Here is a 25509-nt window from a genome sequence, read left to right on the forward strand (position 1 = left end):
TGATGATTCCTGATTCTCGCCCTACGTCAAACGGCGGACTTGCTGTTAGCTACTGGCCTCACCCAACCCTGGCACGTAGGGGGGTGGAGAGCCGTCTCGGGCTCCTCCACTGCGATGATGACGCCCCGTCGCCACTCATCCGTTTCTTCATATCCTCGCTCAACTTCCGCCCGAAAGAAGCTCAAGAGAACCAGTCTGCGTGTCCCGCTGCCACGCTTCGCAAGGGGAACATCGTTCTCGTCGACAAATTGTAGGGACGAGAATGCCTTCTGCCATACGGGGTCTAGGTTGGCCGGAATCAGCTTGGCCGCAAGATTTGGTGCGAATTCCTCCAATTTCCCAACGACTTCCAGGAGAAGTTCTGAAATCTCAGCCTTAACATCGCTCGTAAGCTTCGTGAGTTCAGCCGTATGGCGATCGAGCACGGCCTTGACTATGAGCTTGGCTGGGTCTTGGGCAACCTCATCGGACTCCGCCCCCAGCCGGTCAGCTTGAAAGAGGTGGAACAGGGGAAAGACACTCTCCAGAGCACTGGCAACGTGCTTCCCGTCCTCTGAGTTCAACGGGATGATCGTCGGTTGCAGCGACGAGAGCCCCTTGGCTTCCCAGGCGCGCCAGATCGCCTGCCTATAGTTCAGGTTCACGCGTCGATCCTCCAGCTCCGCGACAACATCAAGAGTCGAGGCGAGGGATTTGAGTTGCGCGTGCTTCAGGCCGATAAGCGTTGGGCCGCCATCGACGACCGGGTGTAGAGCATGCGCCAAAATCTCGGGGTTGGCTCGCCCCCTGGTCCAGGTCTTGCTAATCACCAAGTGGCCGTTAGCGTCGAGGAGTTTCTCATCCTGGAGGGTCGTCACCGCAGTCTGGTCGATGACCAGCTCAGGGGGAAGGTCAGCGAATGTGCACGTGATGCGAATCGTTCCATGCCCATGAACCGAATAGTCAGAGACGTCCGGCTTTCCCTTGTCCAGGAACAGCCTCATAGCTTCCAGGATGCTGCTCTTTCCAGCGTCATTCTTGCCGGCAAACACAGTCAACGTATCGATCGACACGTAACTCGATGTCAGATATCCGCGAAAACCCTCTAGCTCAATACCCACAATGCGCATTTGTCCCCCTCGACAACAACTTGACATTCAAGTGCCAAGGCTGAGCCTGCCGGATTTGGGCCGACTCCGCAAAAGCGGACTGGTCAAGGCGCAACATGAAGCAGCGCGGCGACCAGCGATGCTAATCACCTCCGAAATAGCACCGACATCAGGCATGAGAGTGAGACACGCGTGGGAGGCAACTCGTGCGTTCCATCGTTCGGATTGTCCTTCCGAATGGAATCTATCGCCTCTACGCACCCGGCATAGCCCTAACCAATCGCCAGCAGGGTCACGCCCACAAGAATGAATGTCAAGGATGTGTCGAGATTAATCTGGGAATTGATTGAGTGTTAGCGCTTAGTGGCGGCGTTCTGTGATCGCTGTTTGGCGCATCGACCCGGTTCTCTGCGTTGCGTCAAAGGGCAGTCAGGGTCTTGTATCTCGTGCGATACGAAACAGGTCAGTTATGAGACACCACAGTCGTGAGAACTGGGGCAGCCTGGTCGACCTGGAACAGGCATTTCTATGTGTGGAAGACTCGAGAGTAGAGGGGATCTCCATGGGTGCGGGCAGCCTTGAGAGCGCATCAGGTCAGTCCCGGTTCGGAGTATTCTTCGTGCGAGATCGCACGGAGGATGCGGATGGTGCCGTCCAGGCTAGTGCCTGCACGGGTGCTGGTCTTGGCAAGTTGGCGAGGGGCTTCCAGCACTGGGAGCGACGTCGTTGTGCTCCGGCTGACCCGGGTTACTCCGCCAGTGCGGGCAGTGAGGTAGCCCTCGGATTCAAGCACTTTGTACGCCTTAGCGACGGTGCCAGGAGCGACATCGAGATCCTCCGCGAGCTGACGAACCAAGGGACGGCGCCCCTCGGCGTGCCCACAAGCGCGCAGTGGAACCTTCTCAGTCGGAGCTGCTCGTCCCCGTCCCTTTGACGATTTGGAGTAGTTGGACCCGCTCGTCGGGCGTCAGGGTTTCGCCCACTGAATGACGAGATGGTCGGATCTGTAGAAGTCGGCATGGCTGTAAATGACAGACTGTCGCGCACGGTCGAGGGACTGATACCGGTAGGTGCTGAACCGCACGATTGAGTGGGTGCTCAAGTCCTCAAATACTCAGTACTCACCGACATCGAAAAAAGAGAGATGCCCATGCTGGGCGAGGACGGAACTCAAATAGCCGCTTAATCGTCGCCCACATGAAAATTCCGTTGACTATTTCCGGATGGAGTTGACGCCGCGAGTTATCTCCGCCAATCTGAGTTTCACACGACATCTGGTTCGTGAGCATCGGGGGGAAAATGATGTTTCGAAAATGGGCGGGTGGATCGTATCGCCTGCGAGACCAGCCATTTAATGAACCGCTGCCCGGGGTAATTGTTCCGCGCGTGAAGTCAACGCAACGCATGTTTTGACCTCTCTCCGAGGGGGTCCCCGCAGACGCCCCGCGTTCCTTTCGACGTCAATCATTGTCGTCACAGCCCTTCTGTTGATAGGTTGCTCATCGGCATCGATCACGCCGGCGGTTCGAGACACAGTCGCGATCGCTCTCGTCGATAGCGGCCTCAACGATGAAAACGTCGACTTTAGCTGTTTTCATGTTTTCGATACTGACGCCGACGACCAAGGGCACGGCACTTTAGTCGCATCGATCGCAGCAGGAATCGATGAGGATAGCTGTCCTGCGTGGGCCCATCGAGTCACTTGGATTAGTTACTCCGTCTTCACTGCAGGAACCGCGTCGGCGGAGGACGTTGCGGACGCTATAGAGCAAGCTATCCGGGACCAGGTGGACGTCATTAACGTCAGCATCGCGATCGGGACGGACACCCGGGCCTTACGTGACTCGGTGAAACGCGCCGTTGAATCGGGAATCGTGGTGGTCGCGGCTGCTGGAAACAACCAAGGGATGGGGGCGGGCTACCCCGCCCGATACCCGGGAGTTATTTCCGTCGGCTCATTAGATGCCGCGGGCCATCCATCAAGCTTCTCGGCTATTGACCATGTGAATTACTTCGCACCCGGTGAAGACATTCCCGCGGTCGACCGCACGGGGGCCCGGCAGCTTGTCACCGGGACGTCAGCGGCTGCAGCAATGACCTCGAATCAAATCTTGAAAAGCTTGCTCGGCGTAGCTAAACCCGATTCCACCCTGTCCGCACTGATCGCTCACCAATCAAAGGAAGACAATCAATGAAAAAGATCGCCATCGGAGTCGTAGCGGCGCTGCTGCTCTCTGGATTCGCTTACTCGCCCGCGTTCGCAGAGACCAGCTCTGCCCCGGTAGAAGCTTCAGGCAGCGGGATGGTTGACGAGGAAAAGCTTGAATCCGCTTTCAACGACGCAGGATTGACACTGGAAGACGTGGACGCCTCGCTCACTAAAATCTCAGTCGAGACGACATCGGATTTGGGATCTGGCGAACCTGTCACGGCGCTGACAACGTTGTCGTTTGAGGACAGTAGCGCTCTTTTTTCTCTAGGGAGCATCGACACCGACTACAACGCCAACTACTCCATCCAGATACAAGAGTTGAACGACGAAGCCACCTCGTTCACCATGACAGACCTGGCCACTGGTGAGACAGAATCATATGCCGATGACGTGGGCTATGCCGCCTTCGTGCCAGTACTGGTTCTGGGAATACCTATCGCTCTAGAGATCTTGAAAACACTCCTGGTGGCATCTGCAGTTGTCATCGTCGCTGGTGTTACGTGGATCGCAGCCACTAACGCAATCGATGCCCTCAATAAAAAGGGATCAAGCTACCAACATTTCCGCGCAATGATTCTAAACGGCAAACTCGTGCTTGCAAATGGTATGTCGCTTTCCGCGGCCATCACATGGGGCCGCGGGGGGAAAGACACGTGGTCTCGCAGCGAGGCCGGCGCGCTCGCAGTTGCGAAAGGAATCAAAAACGGCCTGGCCGTAGTCGGACCTGAGCGCGATTCGGGCGGTCGCGGAAAATTCGCACACTTCCACCCGAGCAACCGCACCCCCGCAATGCACGCCTTTTTCGGACTACCCAATTGATGGACAATCACGAAGCTGACGACCGTTCAGACCTCCTGGCACGGTGGAAGAAGACCAATCCTCAGCGATGGACAACGGACGCCGTTGAAGAACACTTGAAACAGGGTTTTTGTGCATATGAAATCCCGCTCGAGGCCATTACACGCACTGACTATTCGAACGATGGAGAAGTCCGCGAGGACTTGATCTACTCGCTCTACACGATCACTCATCCGGACGTCCTATCCCGCCTGTACAGCGCAGAAGAGAAGGAAATGAAAGATGTTGGTCCTGATACGTACGATGAAAGCTGGCGGGGACTCTTCCTTCAAGAAACTTCGGGCAGTGACACTGACGATCTTGGAACGGCGCCTCTTGGAGACGCGTCTTGGCTGGCATACAACCTTCTAAACACTCAACATTTGGTGGGCCAACGCACCTCCATCGTGCTCGAGCAAGAAGACGGCCTCGTCACTGGTGCCAAGGTTTATGGGATGTCTGACCACCTAACGACGTACATGACCGCGCTGACCGGATACAGAGAGACTGGAACAGAAACTGACCAAAATTACTACTCGATGAAAACTGGCGACGTAAACGACGAAGCCTTCGTCTACTACCTCGACTGCCTCGCGCGACACAGCTTCATCTAGCCCGATACGAACAACACCTGTCAGGCTGCGGATGCTGACCCACGGTGATGCGGCAGAATTATGCTAGCTGCCGCTATCACCCGTTGGTCAGCACCGTAGTCTGACTCGTCAGAGGAACCTGCCAAGAAGTCGCCCTTGATGTGCCTCGCCCGGAGGCCAAAAAGCGGCCTATTCGATCCTGCGATGTCCGCGATCGCATAGTGGCCACCGGCCGCAGCCAGTTAATCGAACACCCCCCTCACGACGGAAATATTTCTCGGCCCATAAGCACACTGTCGTGCCGGCGTAAACGCGACCGTGGCATCAACTGCGGTCGCGACAACTGCCCTGCCCTGGAAAACTCCGCCATTCCACGAAACGGCTGTCTCGAAACCCTAGGGATATAAGACGTCTCACGACATCCCATTTTCGACTTTGCGAATCGGCGGAATTTGGTGGAATTTGACGGCCCGGCGAGTCTTATAACGACGTCGCATAACCTCCTGCTGTAATTGCAGTACACACCGTTAGTTACGAGACATCTCAGGAGCAATGTGACGAAGCTGATCGGCTACGCGCGCGTATCCACGCGCCAACAATCCACCGACCGGCAACAAGTGGATATCCTGGACGCCGGCGTGCGGCGCGACGACCTGTACGTCGACCATGGGATCTCCGGCGCTCGAGCATCACGGCCGAACTTTGATCGCGCGCTCGACGCCCTCGAAGACGGCGACACCCTCATCATCACGACCCTCGACCGGCTGGGCCGGTCGACGCAGAACATGCTCGCTTTTGCTGAAGAGCTTCGCGGCCGCGGCGCCGGCCTTCGCGTGCTGAACCTCGGCGGCGGCGACGTTGACACGGCGACACCGATGGGGTCCATGCTGTTCACGATCATGGCGGCGCTGGGGCAGATGGAACACGACATCAAACGAGAGCGTGTTGTGGACTCCATCAACAAACGCCGCGAAGCCGGCAAAGATCTTGGCGGCCGCCCGCGGCTCATCACCGACAGCCAAATCCGCAACGCCCGCCGACTCATCGACGGCGGAGAGACAGCAACAACAGTTGCCCGCGATCTCGGAATGTCTCGAGCAACTTTCTATCGCCGAGCGCGGGCCTTGGACCTCGCCGGTGAGTTATCGGAGGCGTCCGAACGTGCCCCGTATCGCGTCCCTTCACCGGGCATTTTCTCAGACGGGTCTTACGGGACAATCGCCCTCTCGGCACCGTAGGGAACCGAATCTACGACGGTGATGCGACGGTGCCCCGGTCGCCGTCCATTTCCGGCCGCGTCATAGGCCGTTTACGCGTGACGGACGCCCGATGCTTTGTGATTCCTTCACGTTGTCTGAATCAGTCAATAGACTCTGAACTGATTAGGCCCGAAGGAGAACAACCCGTGAAGCTCGTCGCAGTAACCATCCAGAAGTTCCGCAACTTTGTCGAGCCGCAGCGCGTCGAGATCGAACCGGACGTGACAGCATTCGTGGGCAAAAACGAGTCAGGCAAGACGACAATCCTCAAGGCACTGCATCGGCTCAACCCCGCAAATGGTGACAGCACAAAGTTCGATCTCGTCACTGAGTACCCGCGATGGAAGCTCGCGCGCGACCGACGAGAAAGCGCTGACCTCGGAAAGACCATCCCGGTCCGCGCTGAGTTCACGCTTGAGCCGGACGACCTGGCGGCCCTCAACGCCGTGTTTACGGCAGAGATTCCTGCCTCCACCCAAGTCATCGCGTTTCGGAGTTATGAGAACGAATACGCGACCTACTTCTCCGCGAAGCTGGCGGACATTGTCGAGAGTGCCGCCACGGCTAGCGCAGTGGACTCGGCCGAGCTGAAGGAACTCCTGACTACCTCCACGCTCGACGAGGCAATCGCGAAGGCGAAGGAACTCGCCAAGTCGCTCAAAGACACCCAACCGGCGCGCAGCAAGGCCGTCGGTTCGTTCCCGGGTGTGGCAGAAAAGTATCGGTTCCTCGTCCAGTCCGACCAGATCGACGACGAGAACCGGAAGGTCCTTCGGTCGCGGGTTCCTAAGTTCTTCTATTTCTCCAACTACAGCGTGCTTCCTGGCGAGACCGACCTGACGAAGCTCGCGGCAAGTGTGACTGCGGGCGAAGCACTGGACGAGGAAGATCAGACGGTCGTCTCGCTACTGGCGCACGCAGGTGTTACCCCGGCAGACTTCCTCGACGCGAACTACGACAGCCGAAAGGCCGAACTGCAGGCGGCTGCGTCTGACCTGAGCCGCGAAGTCTTCAAATATTGGAGGGCCAATACGGACCTAGCCGTCGTGTTCGGGGACGACAACGTCAACGTGGTCGAGCCGTCGACAGGACAGCCGGCTCTGCACCGCTTCTTGAAGATTGAGCTTCGGGATGGGCGTCACGGGGACGTCGAGACAAACTTCGCAACCCGGTCGACTGGCTTCCAGTGGTTCTTCTCATTTTTTGCGGCTTTCAGCGAGTACCAGAACAGCGCAAAGCCGGTCATCGTGCTGCTCGACGAGCCTGGAACGAGCCTCCACGGCGAAGCTCAGAAGGATTTCGTGAACTACATCTTCAACGAGCTCGGCGCGAAGAAGCAGACGCTTTACACGACTCATTCGCAATTCATGGTCGATCCGACTGTCTACGAGAAACTTCGCACGGTTCACGACAAGGCGACGCGCGAGAACCAAGAGGCCGGGGTTGATGTGAGCCGCGTCAACCTGAAGGCGGACCGCGATACTGTGCTGCCGGTGGAGTCGGCACTCGGCTACTCGATCAGTCAGCACCTGTTCCTGGGATCTGGCCAGCACCTGCTGGTCGAGGGCAGCAGCGACTTTGTGTATCTCATGCGGATGAGCGCATACATGGAGTCCAAGAAGAAGCCGATTTTGAGCCCCAAACTCTCGATCATTCCGGTCGGCGGCATCACGAACATGCCTGCTTTCGTTGCTCTGATGGGTCGCCGGTTGGAAGTGTCCGTGTTGGTAGACGGTGAGAAATCAGCCTCGGTGCTCAACCGGACGCGCAATGCGGCGAAGGAGAACGATGTCCCCGCCGATCGAATCGTTGCCGTGAGCGAAGTGGACAATTCGCTTCCCAAGGATGGCGACATCGAGGACTTGTTCACCATCGCCGACTACTTGAAGCTCTACAACTGGGCTTTCCCGAATGCGACCGTCACGGAGGCTGATCTGGCGTCCTCCCACGGACGCATCCTGGGTCGGATCGAAAGTCACCTGGGCCACAAGTACGACCACGCCAAGCCCGCTCATGCACTGACTGAAAATCAAGACGACTTCTTCGCCAACATCGACGCGGCGTCAGCCTCAAACTTCGAGAAGCTCTTTGCGACGCTGAACGCGGGCGTCGCTTAGTCAAGTGGGCGAAGTACCCTCGCATCCGACGCCGCAAGCATCGGTGAATCGACTCGACCAACTGATTCGAATGTGGGAGGCCCACGGCGCGTCGGTCAAGGTTCCCCCTACGGGATGACAACAAGAGTCGACGTCGGTGTGCATGAGTTGTGCAGACGAGTACGGAAAATGACAAAATCGCTCGGGCGAAGCACCACCATGTAAGTCCGAAGGCCCCGATTCTCGGCTCTGGCTGCTTGACTATCACCATGGATGCCGCCTCATTTTCTCCTGCTGGATACAACGCCGAATTCCTCCAGATTCCATTGCCGCTCCCGGCCCCTCCCGCAGGAGCCTCGATTCGCGAACTGACGTACACACATTTCACCGTGCTCCTGGACCCCGCGCGACGCTTCGCGATCGCGACCGGCGTCAACATCGACGGCGATCAGCTCGTTAACGTTGACCGAGGTGACGACTGGCACCTCGACTCGCGTATCCCGATTCGCGAACAGGCCGGGGAAGCCGTCTACGCCAGAAACGATCTCGACCGCGGGCATCTCGTCCGGCGCCAAGACCCCGTCTGGGGCGACGAGGCGACAGCCCGGCAAGCGAATTACGATACGTTCGCCTACACCAACGCCGCCCCGCAAGCCGCAGCCTTCAACCAATCGAGACAACTCTGGCTCGGCCTCGAGGACCACGTCCTCACCTACGCACGCACCAACGGTAACCGCATCAGCGTCTTCACCGCCCCCGTGCTCTCAGCCCAGGATCCGACATACCGCGGTGTGAAGATCCCGCAGATGTTCTGGAAGATCGCGGCGTGGACCACGACCATGCAGGGCTCTCCCGCTCTGCACGCTGCCGGGTTCGTCCTCGACCAAAGCCCACAGTTAGAAGACATCGACCTCGACACGGTCCGCACTCAAGCCCGCATCGATGGCACTCCCCCGCCGCTTGGACCGTACCGCACCTATCAAGTACCCATCAAGGACATCATCGACCTCACCGGGCTCAACCTGGCCGCCCTGTCCGGAGCGGACAACTTAGCCCTGGCCCCAACTATCCGGGAAGGCACCGACCGTCGAACGCGCTGGGTCGAACTAATCGACACCGCAGGAATCCACCTCTAAACCACACCGAATCGTCTACAGCCAGCTCAGCCCCCAGCGCGGAGGTAGACATAGACAGTTTCGCGGCTGATTCCAAACTCTCGAGCAAGCACAGCCTTCGGCACTCCAGCGGCAGCCTTTTCGCGCAACTCGACCGCGCGGGCCAAGTCCAGTGACGGGGTACGACCACGGTATACGCCACGTTTCTTGGCTAGGGCAATGCCCTCGCGTTGACGTTCGCGGATCAGGGACCGCTCGAACTCAGCAAAAGCACCCATGACGTTCAGGAGCAAGTTTGCCATCGCGTTGTCGTCGCCCGTGAAGGAGAGTTGCTCTTTCACAAACTCGACCCGGACCTTTTTAGCCGTGAGTCGACGCACGATCGAACGGAGGTCGTCCAAATTGCGGGCAAGGCGATCCATGGAATGAACGAGAACGGTGTCTCCGTCTCTGACAAATTTGATCATCTCTTCTAGCTCAGGCCGGTTCTGGTCCTTCCCCGGCGCTTTATCCTCAAACACGCGGTCGACGTCGACGCCATCAAGCTGGCGGACGGTGTTCTGGTCGAGGGTGCTGACTCGCACGTATCCAACTCGTTGACCCGTCACAGGGCTCTCCTGTCTGTTCTGTCAGGTTGAACTCTAAGACCCGGCAGCGAGAGCTGTCAACTAACTGAAATCGGACCCTATTCGGACAAGCCTGCGTACCTGCACCTGACGCCTAGTTGGGGTACACCCCAAATTGACAGTTCGTTGCTTGCTTCGACGCTTTCAGCCTCCCCATTGACGCTTCTAAATGTCTCGCAACCGTCCTTGCCTACAAAAATGGTGACGCCAGTAAAAACACACGTTTCGAGATACACCGACTCATCCGTCGCCCTCGGACCATGACGCCCCGATCCCGGTCACTGGACGGAATGCGTTCTGCCGCGCTCTCCACAATCGTGCATGGTCGATCTGTCTCGTCAATGTGTCTCGCAGCCCACCGGTTGTGACACTGTTAACGCCAACTGAAAATGGGACCATTTCTGCCAACTGAAAACAGGGCCACTTTCGTGTGGTTCTAGTGTGCCGTAGTTGCGGCGGGTTCGTGGTTCTTGAGTCGGTAGCTGTTGCCTTTGAGGCTGATGACGTCGGCGTGGTGAACGATGCGGTCGATCATGGCGGAGGCGATGGTGAGGTCTCCGAAGACGTCGCCCCAGCGGGAGAACGGCAGGTTGCTCGTCATGATCAGCGACGCGTGTTCGTAGCGGGAGGACACGAGTTGAAAGAACAGGTTCGCGGCGTCTTGGTCGAAGGGAATGTAGCCAACTTCGTCGACGATCAGCAGGCTGTAGCGGCGCAGCCGGGTTAGTTCGGCGGCAAGTTTGCCCCGAGAATGGGCTTCTTGGAGTCGGGTGACCCAGCCCGTCGCGGTGTCGAAGAGGACTCGGTGGCCGGCTTTGGCGGCTTTGATCCCGATGCCGACGGCGAGGTGTGTTTTCCCGGTGCCGGGAGGGCCGAGGAGGACGATGTTCTTCGCTTCGGTGAGGAACACGCTCATGCCTAGGTGGGCGATGAGGTTCCGGTCAGCGGAGGGCTGGTGCTCAAAGTTGAAGTCCTCGAGGGTCTTGAACCCCGGGAACCGTGCGGCCTTGATTCGCAGTGCGGCGCCGGAAGCTTCACGTTCGGAGACTTCTTTCGAGAGCACGGCGGCGAGGTATTCCTCGTGGGACCAGCCCGCGTCGCGGGCTTGATCGCCGAGGCGGCGGAACGCTTCACTGATCCGGGGTGCTCGGAGGGCCCGGGCGAAATATTCGATCTGCGAGGCCGCTTCTGGGCCGATCATGACGCGACCGCCAGCACGGTCGGCGCCGGTTCAAGGTCGACGTTGAAGAGTTCGTCGTAGCGAGTCAACGACGCGATCTCGACGATGGTCGTGTGCGGGGGCCGGCGGGTGCGTTGGGCTTGGAACTGGGTGCGCAGCTCGGCCGCGCGGAGGACATGTGCGGGGTCGGTGACGGTGAGTTGCCGAGCCCATTATCGGTGGTGCGTTGCGATGAGGACACCGTCGTGGTGAACAGTGACGCGGTCCAGACTCGCTGCCACGTCGACGACTCGGCCGATCATGGCCGGGTCGACGGAGTAGTCGTTACTGAACGCGCGAACGTAATAATCGCGTGGCAGCCGGACGCTGTTACGAAACATCACCTCCGGGGCCATCGGCGGCAGCCCGCGCATCGCGGCCCGATCACTGCTGATGAGATCGTTGGGTCGACCTCGGCGGGACCGGGAGAGACGATTGTTGGCCACGGGTAACCACGCGGCGAGCTGCTCGTTGAAATCATCGGGAGAGGCGAAAGTGCGGCCTGACATGAAGCGGCTTCGGAAGAACCGATTCATGCGTTCAACCATGCCCTTGGACTCGGGGTCGCGGGCTTTGAGCAGTTTGATTTGGGTGCCGAGGGTGCCGGCGAAAGCGGCGGCGGGTTCGGTGAGTTTTCCACGGCCGATGCCGGTCTCGTTGTCCCACGTCAACCGCGTCGGAACGGCTTCCGCCTCCTGCAGCAGCGACCACATTCCGCCGAGCAGATCCGGTGTTGTCCGTGACGGCAACATGCGTGCTTGAATGAACCCCGAAAAGGTTGACGTCATCACCAGCACTGGCGGCGCAGCCGCCTGGTCATGCCCCATCGGCAGGTCCTCGTGCGGGAACCAGAGATCGCACTGGATCTGGAAACCGGCCGGGTGCACCAGTCGGTCTGCAGGATCCGGGACGGCATACTCCGGTCGGAGCTCCGCGACTTTGGCCCGAAACAACGACGGAGATCCCGACCAGCCCACCCGCTCTGCAGCTGTCGCGGCCGGCATCGACGGTGTGGCCGCGAGTAACACCCGCACCTGGGCGGCGAACGAGTCAAAACTCGACCCCGTCGGCTCCCGCTGATACGCCGGGGACCTGTCCACGGCCAACGCCCGATCGACCGTCCCGCGAGATACCCCAACCAGCCGCGCTATCTCCCGTTTCGAATGCTTCCCCGTCGAATGCAGGTGGCGAATCTCAGCCCAATCATCCAATTTGATCACCTTCCATAATGGTTGGTGGCCCTATTTTCAGTTGGCGTTTTTGGCCCCGTTTTCAGTCGGCGTTAACATGACACATGACCGCGAGCAAAACTATAGCTCGGCACACATTCACCGCGTCGCTTCCTTGATTATGGAGGATAGATCTAAGCTGCAGTTGCAAAATTGCAGGCAACATGGGCAGAGCTTTTGATAATCGGTCGAGATTTCATCGGTCACGTTGTCGATACGCGTGTACGGTTCGGTATCGCCAAAGATAGCAAGCTCAGCGTCACCGCTGCGCGGCTCGCATGTTGGATCCTAGACTGAGATCAGACCATGGCAGGCTCCGGGCCCTCACGACATCGTCAGTCGTCATCTCAACCTGATGGCAGCACGGAATCGATTCTTAGACGTTACAGAAGGACTTAGGCGCCAGGAAAGGTGCCGAGTCTGCCATCTCGAGCGCCACCCGCAAAAAGGGGCGGATACGCTCAAGATGAAGCTAGCGATCAAGATCGCCGGCTTTAACCGCTTGCAAAGTTCACGTCGCTTGGCAAAGTCCGACCCTTACGTAGGCATCCAGCCCGTTCCCCGGGCGAAACGCCCTGACCGGAGAGGACGTTGGCATCCGCGTATTCTTACTATCTATTAGGTGAGGGAATGTTGCTAGAAACGGGCGACGAATTCAGTTCTAGCCACCGTGCCACGTCGTCGATGGCGATTTTATTCGCGGCGACGCCGAGCAAAAAAGGCTCCGCATCGTCAGCGGATATGTTTCCCCACACCCTCCCGTTGGCAGAGAGGAATACTGTCGCAGACAAAAATGCCGTCCTCTTATTGCCATCCGAAAAGTACTGCGTGGTGGCAAAGCCGTGGAGCAGGGCAGCCGCCTTGTCAAAGACAGTCGGAAAAAAGATAGTTTCCATGTACTGACTCTTCGGGCGATCTACGATTCCACGAACGCCGTTGAGATCTCGTACGCCTGCACCTTCGCCGCAGAACGACATATTAATTATCTCAACAGTCTCAAAATCGAGATAATACGTGTCAGGCACTAGGCCAAGCGGCGCATCAGATCGGTGTTGTCACTGGCGATCCGATGGGCGAAACGCAGTGCGTCTTCTCGGCGAATGTACTTGACACCTGAAGAGAGCGAGCGGTCTGCATTCTCTTTTGCGTTTACTCGACCTGTGGCGTGCATCTTTTTCCGCGCGCCACTCCGCTCACGGTCGAATTCGCTTGGACTTGTCATGTGACAACGGTAACGCACGAAGATACGAATTTGCTCCATGCAAACCGCCGATTCTGAGCTTGCTCCCAACGCAGTCGATTGCTGGCGCGATGTCCTGTCGTCGGACAACGGTCCACAACAATCCTTCGGAACTTTAACGTTTTGTCGGAGCTGGCCCGAGCAGAGATTTGATGCGAGGATCCATGCCAACGCTCGGCGCTGTCACCGCCGCTTGAACCTTCGACAGGTTGTATCCGAGCCAGTCACAGCTGCTTAGCAAGAGCCAAAAAATTGGCGCTGTAACTACCGATGCCCATAGACGGCGACGGACGACGTCGCTCGAGGAACATTCGCGGATTTCGAGGTTGGTATGAGGTCAGGCTTCGACGGACTTCACCAAGGAGATCGCAGCGCCAGGTCTTCGCTCGCGCCCGTGAGGATGACCACTATTGTCTGATATTCGATGGATTCAAAATCACCCCGTCCTACGGCCAAATCGCCCTGACCGACGGTGCCTCTGCCAGGATTTCTGCGAGCTGGATGTCATCGCCCAAGCCCTTCTTGCTGCCGTCGAGGAGCAGGGGTATGAATCGAGTCAGGACGGCGAAGCCACCTGCCTGGTCCGGATACACACCGAGCGACACCAGGTGTGTGCTCCCGTTCGAGGTGGTCAGCTCTATGCAGGGATAGTGCTCTTCCGGCGCGATTCCCTCGCGCACGGCGTCCGCGAAGGTGTTGCTGTCGAGCTGTTCCTCGATCGAAACGACCTGGTCGAGGTTGATCCAGACGTCGTCGGCGCCGATGATCGGCCGGGAGCGGTCGTGTCCGTAAGTGGTGACGGCAAGTTTGATAAAACGCATGAGGGTCCTTTCACGACGGGTAGGCCTTGACGCTAATGCGCGGAAACCGGAGGCCGCCGGCGATCCGGGCGATCTGTGGATAACATCGCACGGCGGGGGTGTGTGAGGGGGACGTTCCCCCTCACCCGGCGTTAGCGGCTGAACTTGTCCAGAGCGGCGAGGGCTATTTCCAGTGCGCGGTCGTAGCTGATTCCTGCGGGTCGAACCGAGCCGGGCACGAATCGCTGCGATTTGGGCAGTCGAAGCGTTCCGGAATATCCTTCGGGAGCGTCCTGCCGGGGCCCATAGCCGGGCTGTAGGAGCAACCACTGACTGAAGGGCTGGTCGGCGTCGTGGAGGACGGCGGCTCGAAACTTGCCGGTCGGGTTCAGGCACAGGGCCCAGAAGCGGTCGGCTTGGCCTCGGGCCGTGAGGCGTTCACTCACCGGGCAGGGCGTCACCCCGGGGGTCGGCAAGCGCTTCATGGTCACGGTATGCACGTACGGGCGGAGCTGGGAATCGTCGCGAGTGGGAATGTCGTTGAGCGCTGCTTGGGCGGCTCGTCCTGCGGCGCGGTGCGCGACGGTGTCGTCGGCGTGGGTTCGGGACCACTCGGTGGCTTCGATGACGCAGCAAATTAGGTTCCAGTCGTAGCTGTAGAACCGGAGGAGGGCGTCTCGGGCGCGCTGAGTTCTGGGGCTGTCGGTGGTCGTATATCGGGCGAAGAATGCGTTTGCTGCTTTGCGGTCGGCTGCTATGTCGTTGCTGGTGCGTTCGGGACGGGTGGTGATGGGGAACTGGTGCATGATTCTCTCCGCTCAACTGATTTTTTTGCCTGGCTGGCAAGAGAATCGATAGAGAGCGGGAGTGCCGAAGTGCACGGCTGGTCGGGGGAAATAAGGGAGCTTGCGACCGCGTCCGACCAGGTGGGCACGTAGGCACGGAAGCGAACTATGATGACCGGCCAGACAGACGAAAAAAGATACAAGACGTCCGCGCAGCGGTCCAAGGACCCCCGCAGAGGCTCCCCCGTGGGTTGCGTCTGGTGTAAGGCAGACTCCCTGCGGCGCTGCCACCGGGGCACGGGGTTGAGCACGCCGCGGTTTACGAGTTCCCACGCCGAGCGGTGATCGCCACGCTGGTCGGTCTCCCCGCGCGCTCGGTTGTTTCCTTGTCGGATGTGCTGCCCTGCTGCCGCGGGCCTTGTCCATCGGCCCGGTGGTTAGTGGCCGATTTTGGCGACGAGGTCGGGACGGAAGCCAGCCCAGTGGTTGTGGTCGTCGATGACGACGATGGGAGCGCTGCTGTATCCGAGTTCGTCTTGCACGTAGGTGAGGGCGGCGGGTGTTTCGGTGAGGTCGACGACGGTGTAGCTGATGCCCTGCTTGTCGAGGGCGAGCTTGGTCATCCGGCACGGCTGGCAGTTCGGTTTCGTGTAGACGATGACGCCGACTGTTTCGTTCATAGCGGGGCTCCTTTCACTCACACTGTCGGGGTGGTGCTGTTCGGTAGCGGAGATTCGCTGCGCCTGGGAGGAAGCGACCATAAGTGCGGGACCGATCCGTGGGGCCAGCGGGTGAGGAAATAAGCGACCGGAGGGAACGCCGAGCCCAGTTGTCCCACCGGTCGGCACACCGTGCGCACGTTGGTCAGCGCCAACCCGGGCCAGCATGCTCCTCGAACGAACAGACACCACCCCTGATGTGGGTGGGGCTCCGCGGTTAGCCAAGGGTCATCGGATCAGCGGTGAACGCGACGTCCAGGTGCAGGTGATTGCAGGTGTCGTCAAACTGGGCGAAGTGCACCAGCGCCAAGTTGATGCCCGCCTCCCGCCGGCAGTCTGCCTGCCCGATCCGTGCCCCGGGCGGCATGATTGGGTCGAGGAGTCCGATTAGGCGGAGGGACTGGCCGTCGGCGCCGGTGAGGCTGCGGCCGCCGAGGGAGTAGAAGTCGACGGCTCCGCCGCCACCGTTGATCCAGTGCGACGACTGAGTGCCGGCGCCGAGGAGTTGCCCGGTGCATTTGCGGTTGATGTCGCTGACGCCGACCTGGTGAAACTGGTTGACGGCCAGGACCATCACCTGCAGGATGCGGGTGTCGATCCCGCAGTCCGGGACAGTTTGCCCGGTGGCGATCCACCGGATCTCCTTCAGGTGGTCCGGGACGAGGCCGCGCAGCTGCCCGTTGTCGGCGGCGGTGACGAGCTGCTGCGCCAGCCCGACAGCATCCCCTCCACCGACACCACAGGCGCCGCCGGCACTGGCGGTGAGCGCGGTGACGACGTCGGTCGCCGGCGCGAAGAACGGTGCGTAGTGTTCCGGGTCGGCGTTGATTTGCACGGCGGATGCTGCCGCCGACGGCGTCATTGTCTCCCACCCCGATAGCGCCACTAGGCGTTGGAAGAACAGCCGTGCCGCGGTGGCGGGGTCCATCCGCTCCGCGAGGGATCCCCAGGTGGCCCGTTGTTGGAACAGGCCGCGGCTGTCGGGGCCGGCGGTGTCGCCGTGGTCGAGGTTGGTCAGGCTCGACTCCCCCATCGCTGTCATCACTCCGAGGGTTTGCGACTGGGTGGTGAGCCCGAGCTGGGCGCCGGCGTTGATGATGTCGGCGGCGTTGGCGAGCTGGTCGCCGCTATACCCGGAGACAGCCGGGTGCTCGGCGGCGTCCGCTCGGCTGACCGCGGTCAGGCCGCAGGTGGTGCCGGTGCCGGAGCCGGAGGAGAGGGCGACGGTGCCGCCGACGGTCAGGAGCAGGCCGGTGAGGCTGGCGGCGAGCAGTTTGACCAGGCCCATGATGTTAGAAGATGGTGCCGACGGACAGGCCCTCGTCGGTGTTGGTCAGCTGCCGCTCCCACTCGGAGCGGATGTGCTCCACGTGCGCTTCCGGGTGCGACCCGAACTTGAAAATGTAATGCCCATCCGCCAGCGTCTCGATGGTGCGCGCCGTCTCCGGAGCGAACCCAAACGTTTGCTGGCACCAGAGGGCGTCTTCGGGGCGGGACTGCCGGTAGACGATGACGGTTTGGGCTTCCTGGATGATGGCCATGCCGGGTGAGTCCTTGGGAATGTCGGTGCCTTTGTGCATGACGAACACGTTCGAGATGCCCAGGCCGCGGGAGAGTTTCTGGTTGGCTTTGATCAGCTGCGCCGACGGCCTGCCGATCATGTGCCAGCCCTCCTCATAGACGACGGTGGTCGCGGAGTCTCGTTCGCTGCGCAGCCGGCCGAGCATCCACATGTTCCCGATCGCCATGACGACCGGCACTGCCGGGCCGTCATCGGGTAGCTGGGAGATATCAAACGACGTGAGCTTGCCGCTGAGGTCGACAGTGGATGATGTTTCGCCCTCGAGGAGGCCGGCGTATTCGTCGAGCAGCCCGTTCAATGTCCACTTCACCGACAGGCCGGCCTTGTGCAGGTCGTCGCGGGCGGTGATCGACAGGGTGCGGTAGTCGTCATCGTCGACGACGAGGCCGAGGTTCGGCAGCACGTCGGCGAGCACCGGCGCCCGCCCGTGGGCCTGGCCGACGGTGCGGCGCAGCGCCGCACGGAGGGCCTCCTCTTCCCATTCACTGAGGGGCTGATCGCCGCGGGCGATGTGAGTGACGATATTCAGCAGCCGTGTTTGCCCTTTGACGCCGGTGCCGCGGGCGATCATCGGATCGAGCAGGTTCAAGGTGGTGCCGGTGCCGTCGGCGGTGAACCGGATCGGTTCAAACCCGTAGTGCCGCACGACGTTGGAGTATTCGCCCTCCCCGTTCTGATCCTTCTTGTCGAACACGACCCCGCGGCGGCCTTGGAGCAGCAGCGGGCGGACGACGTAGTTGCATTTAGTGTGCGCGCTCTTGCCCGCGCCGACGTCGCCCATCACGATCACGTTCGGACTCGACACCTCGCGCGGCTCCGAGTTGTAGGCGGTGACGGGGTCGTGGGAGATCGTCGTCCGCGACAACACGTCCCGCCCGTTGACGACACCGCGGGTGCCGGTCGGCGGGCCGATCAGCGCGGTGTTCAGGATCTCGGCCTGCCGCGTCGTCGTCGGCGCACCGGCCAGGGCGGGCGCATAGAAGCCGCGGCGCGCCGCCGCCGCTTGCGTGCGCAGCGGCGTGCCCGGCAGCGCCCACGGCACAATCTCCACTGAACCCCGACTACCGGCTGCGTCGATCCCGCCGGCTTCGTCGGCGGGCACCTCGACGGGCGGCGCGAAGCGGCGCAGCACGGGCAGCGCCCACAACTTTGAGCGCGAGCTGAGGGGGTCGGGTGTGGTCATGTGAGAGCTTCCTTGTCGGATTTGCCGGCTAGGCGGCTGTAGACGCGGGCGGAGAACGACGGCGCGGACGCGACCAAGCCGCGGCCGATCGGCCACGTCGTACCCGACGCAGCCGCCTGATACGAATCGAGCCAGTCCAAGCTCTCAATGCCGAGACCGGTGGAGCAGGTCTCCTCGAGCTGCCGGGACGCCCGCGCCAGCTCTTCCCGGGAGCGGACGGAGATGGTCACAAAGCCGATCCAGAGAGCACCGTGGTGCTGCGACCCCGACACGAGATCTTGCCGGCGACGACGGGCGGCCGTCATGTGCACGTCGGTATCGTCCGTGTCAAGCTGCCCGGCCTCCCTGCGGGAGAGGGCTTCGGCGGTGTCGCGGACCAGGTCTTGCCGGGCGGCGACTTTCGCCTCCGATGCCGGCACCAGGTGAAGGTGAAAGCTGACCGAGCGGATGAACTGGATGTCCTTCCCGATGAGCAGATCCAACACCCACAGCTGAGTGCGAGCGGCGGTCGCGAGCGCTTCGGCGCGGATCGCGGCGGTACGATGCCACCACCGAACCGGCAGCCCGGTGAGCGGGTCCACGCTGTCGACGATGTGCGCGGAGAACTCTTCCTCCGCGGGTTCGCCGACCCGGTTCGGGTGCACGTCAGCGACGAAGTCGATCGGCCGCGACGGGTTTTGTTGATGCCGCACCACCGCCGCCACCTGCCGCGCCGTCAACACCTCCACCCGGCCGATCTTCGACTCCGTCAAACCACGTTTGGTGGAGGCGATCTCTTGCCGCATCAACGCCCGCCATCCGTCCCGGCCGTCGCCATACTTGGCAGCGGCGTCAAAAAATGACGGTGTAAGCGGCCAGTTGACGGTAACGAAGTGGCGTTGCACCATCGCGTCGTTCCCGGTCAGCCGCAACACCTCCTCATAGGAGGCGACCGCATCGACCGGCGCCGCCGGATCGAGATTATTGAGCACCCAGAATTCCTGCAACGCGGTATCGGCCGGCAACACCCGGGTAGTGATCTGCACGTCTTGGACGAGGACGGAGGGGACGGCGCGGGCAGCGAGGAACGCGCCCCAGCCATGGGCGGCGCGCGCCATGACGCTGGCCGATTCAATCCCGCGCAGCTGACCGCTGACGGTGAACGTCACTGACAGGTAACTTTGCTCACCGACTGGCGCGTGCCATGCAATGCCGGGCTCGCCCCTGCCGTATTGCAGCCAGCCGAGTCCGTCCGACCCGTCCGGGTTCGCCCGCATCGCCACCACGGCCCGGCCCGCCTCCGCAGCCGCCTCCCGGGCTGCCGGGCCTTTCGCTGCACGGGCGTCGGTGAGGGCTTGCTGGAGCTGGTCCCACGCGCCGACTTCGTAGGGCTCAAACCTGGTCGTGCCCGCCCGGGTGCGTTTCTTCCAGCGGGCTCGTTTACGCCGCCGGTCGACGATTGACCCGCGGTGTGTTTTCGCCGTGACCAAGAAGGTCACGCCGCAACTGACCGCAGCAGCTGCGAGGGCGGGCCAACCGATCAGTGGGGTGAACACCATCCCGAACACGAGAGAGCAGGCCAGGAAAATGATCCGAGCGCGAGAGTGCGTGCCGCCGAAGAACGAGCGGTGCCCGCTCTCCCCGCCCAAATAACGAATAACCGTGCGGTTACGCAGATCTGTCGTCATGGGTGATCTCCTCCCAGGGTTGGGGTGTCATCCATTGACTCCGTCGCCTGCTCTCCGGCGGTCTGGACCATGTCCATGCCTTTCCCGACGGCCTCGATGCTCTTGTGCGCGGCGGCGATCCCCGCCGCCGCGATCAGCGTCGGGACGCCGACGACCGCGCCCGCGCCGGTCGCTGATTCCGCCGTCCCAGCGGCGGCGAGCCCGGTCTCAGCCGCGGTAGCCGCTCCGCCAGCGGCCGCACTTGCCCCGGCAGCTCCCGCGGTGGCCGTCGCTGCCCGGCCGGCGCCGATCGGCGCGCCGTCACCGGCGGCGCCGGTGCCCACTGCGGCAGCAGCAACGCGGTTGCCGATGACCTCCGACAGGCTCCCCGGAGCTGTCGAGGACTCTGAGACGCGCTCGGTCGTGGAGTCCGTGGACTCTTTCGTCGTTGTCGAGGAGGTCCGATCCTGGCTGGAGGGGTGGCCGTAGCGTTCGGTGGCTTCGGTCATGTTCTGCGCCCCGATGTGTTTCCCGACGTCCACGGATGGACCGGTGGTACCGCCGAAGGCCATCGGAATGATCGGGGCGAACTTCATCAGCAGCAATGGCGAGAGCGCGGCCATCAGCAGCCCGATGATCGCGACCATAAGGGACACCATCGATTGCAGGCCGAAGTTGTTGCCGAACGCGCTGATCTGGTTCGCCGTCATCGAAAAAGCCAAACCCAGCAGCAAGAACAGCAGCGGGTGGGCTGCCAGAATCCCAATCCACAACGCGGCGATCTTCAAGCCGAAGGACCGCTTGTTTTTATCGATGATCCACACCAGTCCAAGCGGCAGCAACACGCCGGTGAAGTAGAGGGTCACCAGCTGCACGAGCAACATGAGCAGCACCAGGAAGAGTGCAAGGATCATGCAGATCATCAGGATGACGCCCATGACGATTCCGCCGGTGATGCCGACTGGGTCGGCCTGCTCAATCATGGTGGTGAACTGCCCAGTGACGGTATTCGCTGTGCCGGTCAGGCCGGCTGCGACGAAGACGTCCGTGAGGGAGTGGAAGAAGTTGATCAGCATGATCCCGAACATTGGGCCGAACATGGCCCCGAGAAGGAAGGTTCCAAAGTAGAGTCCGACGGACTCGACCAGATCGCGGCCGGCCTGGGCGCCGCGCGCCGTTCGCACAGCTTGCGGGATCAGCAACAGCACGGCGACGAAGATCGCCGTAGCAAAGCTAATCTTGTAGGCGCTGATGAACCAGTCCGCCGTCAAATCCGGAAGCGTCGCACTGGTCAGCGCCGGCATGATGTCACGACTCATCCCCTGCGCCGTGTCGCGGAGCATCTTGAATGTGTTTCCCCACGGGTCGGACCAGTACGACACCACCCCCGCCGCACCATTGATGGCGTTACCGATACCGCCGATGATTCCGATGATTCCGCCTTGCCCATCGTCTGCAGGCTCCATCCACAGCATGGTCAGCACCCACTCGTGAAGGGAGCGCCGATCGAGAAGAGGTCCTCGGTGGTGCGAGTCCCGTCGGACTTCACAAATTTCCACCCGTCGTTCTCCCAGTGGACGGTCACGGTTAGGGATCCCTTTAGCTGCGGGCTCAACGCTCCTTGTTCGACGAGACCCGTGCCGATCGTCGCGACGACTTCGTCGTTCGAAGCTGACTCAATGTGCCAGACGCCGGGAATGGTCGACAGGTAGTACTCCGTCGAGTCGGGGACGAGTCCCCCCGAAAGGTTGGGACTTGTTACAAAGAACTCGCTGAGATTTTTCGTGGGCGCGTCTGCTGCCAGCCCGGTGGCAGCAACCTTGTCTGCGTCAGCCGCGGATGGGTACGGGAATTGGATTAGCCAGCGCACGAAAGCGGCGGCAACCTCGACTCCCCCCGTACTTGTGTGCGGTGCTGCCTGTTGTGCAGCAAGGACCATGGCTGCGTCTCGCGTTTCGCCGCCGAGGCATCCGGTCGGCTCCGCGTCGACCGGTGTGGTGCTCGGCGACGGCGTGCTGCTCGCTATCGGCATTGTCGGCTCGGCAGTAGGTGCGGCGGTGTCGGCTTGGCTGCCGAAGTAGACGGCGCCAGCGATGATGAGTGCGCCGATGAGGATGGCGGCGCCGACGATCACGGGCCAGGTGCGGCGGGTGGGTGATGCGGTCGCGTGCACGAGTGCTCCTATCCGAAGACGGCGAGGATGGCGCCGACGATCACGGCGAGGGCGGCGAGCACCCCGAGGGATATCCCGGCCCACATGGCTTGGTTGCGGGCGGTTTTATATTCGTTGGGGTTGCCGCCGCTGGAGGCGCTGGCCATTTTAATGATCCCGATGATTAGGAACACGATCGCCAGGATGATGCCGATCCCCCATACCCCGGCGAGGAGCTTCTGCCAGAGCAGGGTGAATTCCGCCCCGAAGATGGTGAAGTCCGGCAGGATGCCGTCGAGCGGGTTGTCGATCGTGCGCACGATGGTGCCCACGAGGGTCTGCAGGGATTCTGTGAGCATGACGGTTCGCCTTTCGCGGCTATCGGACGGTGGCTTGCAGGGTGCGCACGACGCCCGCGACCGCTGCGGCAAACGCCCGCCGCGTCTGTGGGGCGAGGTGATCGAGGGTAATCTGCCCGCGCTCGGCGATGTGCGGGTCATACGGGATGGTGAACACCTGCTCGACGCCAGCGTCGGCGATGATCTGGTCGACGCGGTCGACGACCTGCCTGTTCTCCGGCCGGCCGTCGGTCAGCCGCAGGATCGTGGCATGGTCGGCCAAGCTCGCCGCCTTGCCGCCGGCCGACCGGAGTACATCGAGCAGCGCGACCGCTTCCAACACCGCGTCCCCGGCGTTGAACACCGGGATAACCAACGCATCGGCGGTATGGACGGCGCCCTGAAATGCGGACGAGGAGGGCTGGTTGCCGCTGTCCATAATGCGGATGCCGTAGTACTGGTCGACGACCGCCGCAACGGCCACCACATCGTCATGGGTGAGGCGCGGCCGGCGACGGACGGTACCGATCACGGACGCGAACGAGGTTTGCGGGGCTGTGTAGCCGGCGAGCTGCCCGGCGCTACTGATCGTGTCGACGTCGCGGACGAGTTCTCCCATGCCGCGGGCCGGGTTCCCCTCCGCCCGGAACGACAGCGCGCCGGGGTCGTCGGATACCTCGAGGATGCACACCGATCCGCCGCGCGCTGCGGCGAGGACTCCGCCGGCGATGATCGCCGACGGCGTCTTCCCGACGCCGCCCTTCTGATTCGCGACCAACACGCTCACCGCACGGGTCCATGTTGCCTGCCGGATCGTTTCCTCATCGCGGCGCAACGCTTCGGTCTGTTCGCGCTCGGCCAACTCCGCCGGTCCGGGCGTCATCGAGAACCCAAGGCGCGACAGCACGCCGCGCAGGCCGCGCTGCGCACCCTGCGCCTGCGGGGCTGTGGAGAGCAGTCCGAGGTCGTGATCGGAACCGCCAAACAGATCGGCCAGAGCCGGCTCAGACGGGATTCCTGCTGGCCGCTGCGGTGTCGCGCTGGACGGTGCAACAGTCTCGTCGACGGCTTGGCGTTCCGGAAGCGGGGCGACGGGGCGTTCGGGGGTGGGGGCATCCGCTTCGATGTAGCCCTGGGCACGTGACGCACCGCGAAACGCGGTACTCACAGGCGGGTCAGTGTGCTGGTTCGTGGTCGGTGTTGTTGCCTGATTCTGACTGGACACAAGCAAATTTCCCTCTCTAGGACCCCATACGGTGCTCGTCAATCACCACAACGACACAGCGATTGGAATCAGTAACGGGGCTGGCCGGGCGTCGGCGGATTGTGGCAACAGCCGGGCATATTCCTGCCAGCCATGCTGTCGTATCCGTTCGAGCGGATCGGGAGTGCACCGTCATGATTCCCTTCCTGTGCGGCGTCGTTGCCGTCTACGTCGAGAGTAATGCTCACCTCTGACATTGGTGGTGACACACCCCCAGAAGACAAAAAATACCTTCAAAAATCTCGGCCACAACGACCGCCCAGTGCGCTTGGTTGTTCAACCTCGCTGCCGGCGGGCGGTAATCGCCGGACCGCGCAAGGACCTATTTGGAAGCGGCTGGCGCCGCTGCGAACCTCATATTTTGAGCCGCATCCGCGGCCTGTTTTTCACGGGCTTGTTTGACCTTTCCGGCCGGTCATCGTAGCTCGCTTCGCGCTTGCGTTCCCAGATTCTCAGACGCGGTCGCAGGCTCCCTTATTTCGCCTGAGATTCTGGGCACTACAGCTCTCCCGCTCGCTATCGATTTCTCTCGCCGGAAGGCAAACAAAATATTCGGTCCAGGAGAGGGAGCCACCATCATGACCATCGCTGCGGTTATCGAGACCATCAGCACCGACACCACCGTGAGCAGTCCCATCAGCCACGACACCATCGCACGCACCGCCTGGGCCACCATCGCCGAACCCGGCGACCCCCACGTCGGCGCACTCATCGCACGGTATGGGGCCGAAGCAGCCCTGAACGCCCTCCTCAACCTCAACGGCGATACTGCGGCCAGCCAAGACGGGACCCTCGCGCAGCTGCGAGCATCAGTCTTGCCTCGGTACTCGGTTGGCCGGGTCGTCGACACGATCCGCCTCACCGTCGCAGGCGGGTACGAGTTGCTCACGCCATCACACCCGAACTGGCCGGCGTCCGTTGCCAATCTCGGAGAGACAGGACCTTTTGCTCTCTGGGTGCGCGGGGACGCTGCACTTCTGAGCGCGCCGAGCGTGGCGTTGACGGGCACGCAGTTTGCGACCCCGTACGGCAGGCACGTATGTGTGGACCTGGCCTCCGGCCTGATCGAGCGCGGCTGGGCAATTGCCTCCGGCGCCGCTCGCGGCATCGACGCTGCCGTCCTCTCCACCGGTCGGGCATTCGCGGGCCGCAACGTGGTTGTTCTCCCCATGGGCATGGACGACACTTGCCCTGCGGAAAACGTGGAGCTGGTCGACGGGGTCGCGACGCGCGGTGTTGTCGTGAGTGAAATTCCACCGGGACAAATGTCCTCGGCGTGGCGGTTCCAACGTGGCAACCGACTCCTCGCGGCGCTCACAACCAAGACCATCATTGTCGAAGCGGAGCACGAGTCCGGGCACCTCCACACCGCGGAGACCGCCATCGCACTCGGCCGACCGTGCGGCGCCGTGCCCGGGAGGACTTCGACCGTGTCTAACGCGGGATGCGACCGGCTCATCCGTCAGTTCGGCGCCCAACTTGTCGCCACCATTGACGACGCCGACCGACTCTGACCCTGGCGGGAG

General features: G+C 61.6%; 23 protein-coding genes and 1 pseudogene. 7 read left to right on the forward strand and 17 right to left on the reverse strand.

Annotated elements, in window-relative coordinates:
- Nucleotides 1-26: 26 nt before the first annotated feature.
- Nucleotides 27-1109: an ATP-binding protein gene (locus tag CXY70_RS15305; protein WP_158250994.1), complete on the reverse strand. Its 1083-nt coding sequence runs from the start codon at nucleotides 1107-1109 to the stop codon at nucleotides 27-29.
- 568 nt (nucleotides 1110-1677) lie between these two features.
- Entirely contained in the window at nucleotides 1678-1881 is a 204-nt protein-coding gene (locus CXY70_RS15310; protein WP_233193068.1) for a hypothetical protein, read from the reverse strand.
- A gap of 694 nt (nucleotides 1882-2575) precedes the next feature.
- Here CXY70_RS15310 and CXY70_RS15315 point away from each other — a divergent pair.
- From CXY70_RS15315 to CXY70_RS15340, 6 genes and pseudogenes are all read left to right on the forward strand, one after another.
- On the forward strand, nucleotides 2576-3283 hold the full coding sequence (locus tag CXY70_RS15315) for a S8 family serine peptidase (RefSeq protein ID WP_158251185.1): 708 nt from the start codon (nucleotides 2576-2578) through the stop codon (nucleotides 3281-3283).
- A complete protein-coding gene (locus CXY70_RS15320; RefSeq protein ID WP_104082778.1) occupies nucleotides 3280-4119 on the forward strand; it encodes a hypothetical protein in 840 nt (279 codons plus the stop codon). The genes CXY70_RS15315 and CXY70_RS15320 overlap by 4 nt, the downstream gene beginning before the upstream one ends.
- Complete coding sequence (locus CXY70_RS15325; RefSeq protein WP_092452073.1) at nucleotides 4119-4751, forward strand: hypothetical protein; 633 nt, start codon at nucleotides 4119-4121, stop codon at nucleotides 4749-4751. Before CXY70_RS15320 ends, CXY70_RS15325 begins: the two co-directional genes overlap by 1 nt.
- A 533-nt stretch (nucleotides 4752-5284) precedes the next feature.
- A pseudogene (locus CXY70_RS15330) lies at nucleotides 5285-5857 on the forward strand (recombinase family protein); the annotation flags it as partial.
- 278 nt (nucleotides 5858-6135) lie between these two features.
- Nucleotides 6136-8106 (forward strand): AAA family ATPase, encoded by a 1971-nt coding sequence (locus tag CXY70_RS15335; protein ID WP_146066152.1) that lies wholly within the window; start codon nucleotides 6136-6138, stop codon nucleotides 8104-8106.
- Between the two features lie 248 nt (nucleotides 8107-8354).
- Nucleotides 8355-9221: a DNA/RNA non-specific endonuclease gene (locus tag CXY70_RS15340; RefSeq protein ID WP_104193221.1), complete on the forward strand. Its 867-nt coding sequence runs from the start codon at nucleotides 8355-8357 to the stop codon at nucleotides 9219-9221.
- A 26-nt stretch (nucleotides 9222-9247) separates the two neighbouring features.
- Here the strand turns inward: CXY70_RS15340 and CXY70_RS15345 are convergent, their stop codons facing one another.
- The 15 genes from CXY70_RS15345 to CXY70_RS15410 form a co-directional block, all read right to left on the reverse strand.
- Nucleotides 9248-9808 (reverse strand): recombinase family protein, encoded by a 561-nt coding sequence (locus tag CXY70_RS15345; protein WP_104193222.1) that lies wholly within the window; start codon nucleotides 9806-9808, stop codon nucleotides 9248-9250.
- A gap of 454 nt (nucleotides 9809-10262) precedes the next feature.
- The gene (istB, locus tag CXY70_RS15350) at nucleotides 10263-11027 is read right to left on the reverse strand and encodes an IS21-like element helper ATPase IstB (protein ID WP_104193223.1); all 765 of its coding nucleotides are present in this window, start codon (nucleotides 11025-11027) and stop codon (nucleotides 10263-10265) included.
- 191 nt (nucleotides 11028-11218) lie between these two features.
- Nucleotides 11219-12265, reverse strand: coding sequence for a helix-turn-helix domain-containing protein (locus tag CXY70_RS15355; RefSeq protein WP_199183460.1), 1047 nt, complete (start codon nucleotides 12263-12265; stop codon nucleotides 11219-11221).
- 620 nt (nucleotides 12266-12885) lie between these two features.
- Nucleotides 12886-13251: a type II toxin-antitoxin system death-on-curing family toxin gene (locus tag CXY70_RS15360; RefSeq protein WP_369852850.1), complete on the reverse strand. Its 366-nt coding sequence runs from the start codon at nucleotides 13249-13251 to the stop codon at nucleotides 12886-12888.
- A gap of 47 nt (nucleotides 13252-13298) precedes the next feature.
- Nucleotides 13299-13535 (reverse strand): hypothetical protein, encoded by a 237-nt coding sequence (locus tag CXY70_RS17625; protein ID WP_134479253.1) that lies wholly within the window; start codon nucleotides 13533-13535, stop codon nucleotides 13299-13301.
- 425 nt (nucleotides 13536-13960) lie between these two features.
- Nucleotides 13961-14335 carry a hypothetical protein gene (locus tag CXY70_RS15365; RefSeq protein ID WP_104193225.1) on the reverse strand — a complete coding sequence of 125 codons (375 nt, stop codon included), beginning with the start codon at nucleotides 14333-14335 and terminating at the stop codon, nucleotides 13961-13963.
- A 131-nt stretch (nucleotides 14336-14466) separates the two neighbouring features.
- A complete protein-coding gene (locus tag CXY70_RS15370; RefSeq protein ID WP_104193226.1) occupies nucleotides 14467-15120 on the reverse strand; it encodes a hypothetical protein in 654 nt (217 codons plus the stop codon).
- A 416-nt stretch (nucleotides 15121-15536) separates the two neighbouring features.
- A complete protein-coding gene (locus tag CXY70_RS15375) occupies nucleotides 15537-15779 on the reverse strand; it encodes a glutaredoxin family protein (RefSeq protein WP_104193227.1) in 243 nt (80 codons plus the stop codon).
- Between the two features lie 256 nt (nucleotides 15780-16035).
- Entirely contained in the window at nucleotides 16036-17106 is a 1071-nt protein-coding gene (locus CXY70_RS15380; protein WP_233205977.1) for a hypothetical protein, read from the reverse strand.
- A 4-nt stretch (nucleotides 17107-17110) separates the two neighbouring features.
- Nucleotides 17111-18583: an ATP/GTP-binding protein gene (locus CXY70_RS15385; protein ID WP_104193228.1), complete on the reverse strand. Its 1473-nt coding sequence runs from the start codon at nucleotides 18581-18583 to the stop codon at nucleotides 17111-17113.
- Nucleotides 18580-20250: a hypothetical protein gene (locus tag CXY70_RS15390; RefSeq protein WP_104193229.1), complete on the reverse strand. Its 1671-nt coding sequence runs from the start codon at nucleotides 20248-20250 to the stop codon at nucleotides 18580-18582. The genes CXY70_RS15385 and CXY70_RS15390 overlap by 4 nt, the downstream gene beginning before the upstream one ends.
- Complete coding sequence (locus tag CXY70_RS17630) at nucleotides 20247-21695, reverse strand: hypothetical protein (protein WP_146066153.1); 1449 nt, start codon at nucleotides 21693-21695, stop codon at nucleotides 20247-20249. The genes CXY70_RS15390 and CXY70_RS17630 overlap by 4 nt, the downstream gene beginning before the upstream one ends.
- An 11-nt stretch (nucleotides 21696-21706) precedes the next feature.
- Complete coding sequence (locus CXY70_RS15400) at nucleotides 21707-22402, reverse strand: hypothetical protein (protein WP_104193230.1); 696 nt, start codon at nucleotides 22400-22402, stop codon at nucleotides 21707-21709.
- 8 nt (nucleotides 22403-22410) lie between these two features.
- Nucleotides 22411-22740 carry a pilin gene (locus CXY70_RS15405; RefSeq protein WP_233193175.1) on the reverse strand — a complete coding sequence of 110 codons (330 nt, stop codon included), beginning with the start codon at nucleotides 22738-22740 and terminating at the stop codon, nucleotides 22411-22413.
- Between the two features lie 19 nt (nucleotides 22741-22759).
- Complete coding sequence (locus CXY70_RS15410) at nucleotides 22760-23887, reverse strand: hypothetical protein (RefSeq protein ID WP_104193231.1); 1128 nt, start codon at nucleotides 23885-23887, stop codon at nucleotides 22760-22762.
- A gap of 674 nt (nucleotides 23888-24561) precedes the next feature.
- Here CXY70_RS15410 and CXY70_RS15415 point away from each other — a divergent pair.
- Nucleotides 24562-25497 (forward strand): DNA-processing protein DprA, encoded by a 936-nt coding sequence (locus tag CXY70_RS15415; protein ID WP_104193232.1) that lies wholly within the window; start codon nucleotides 24562-24564, stop codon nucleotides 25495-25497.
- The last annotated feature ends 12 nt before the right edge of the window (nucleotides 25498-25509 follow it).

This window comes from Cryobacterium sp. Y82, assembly GCF_002929495.1.
GTDB lineage: Bacteria > Actinomycetota > Actinomycetes > Actinomycetales > Microbacteriaceae > Cryobacterium > Cryobacterium serini.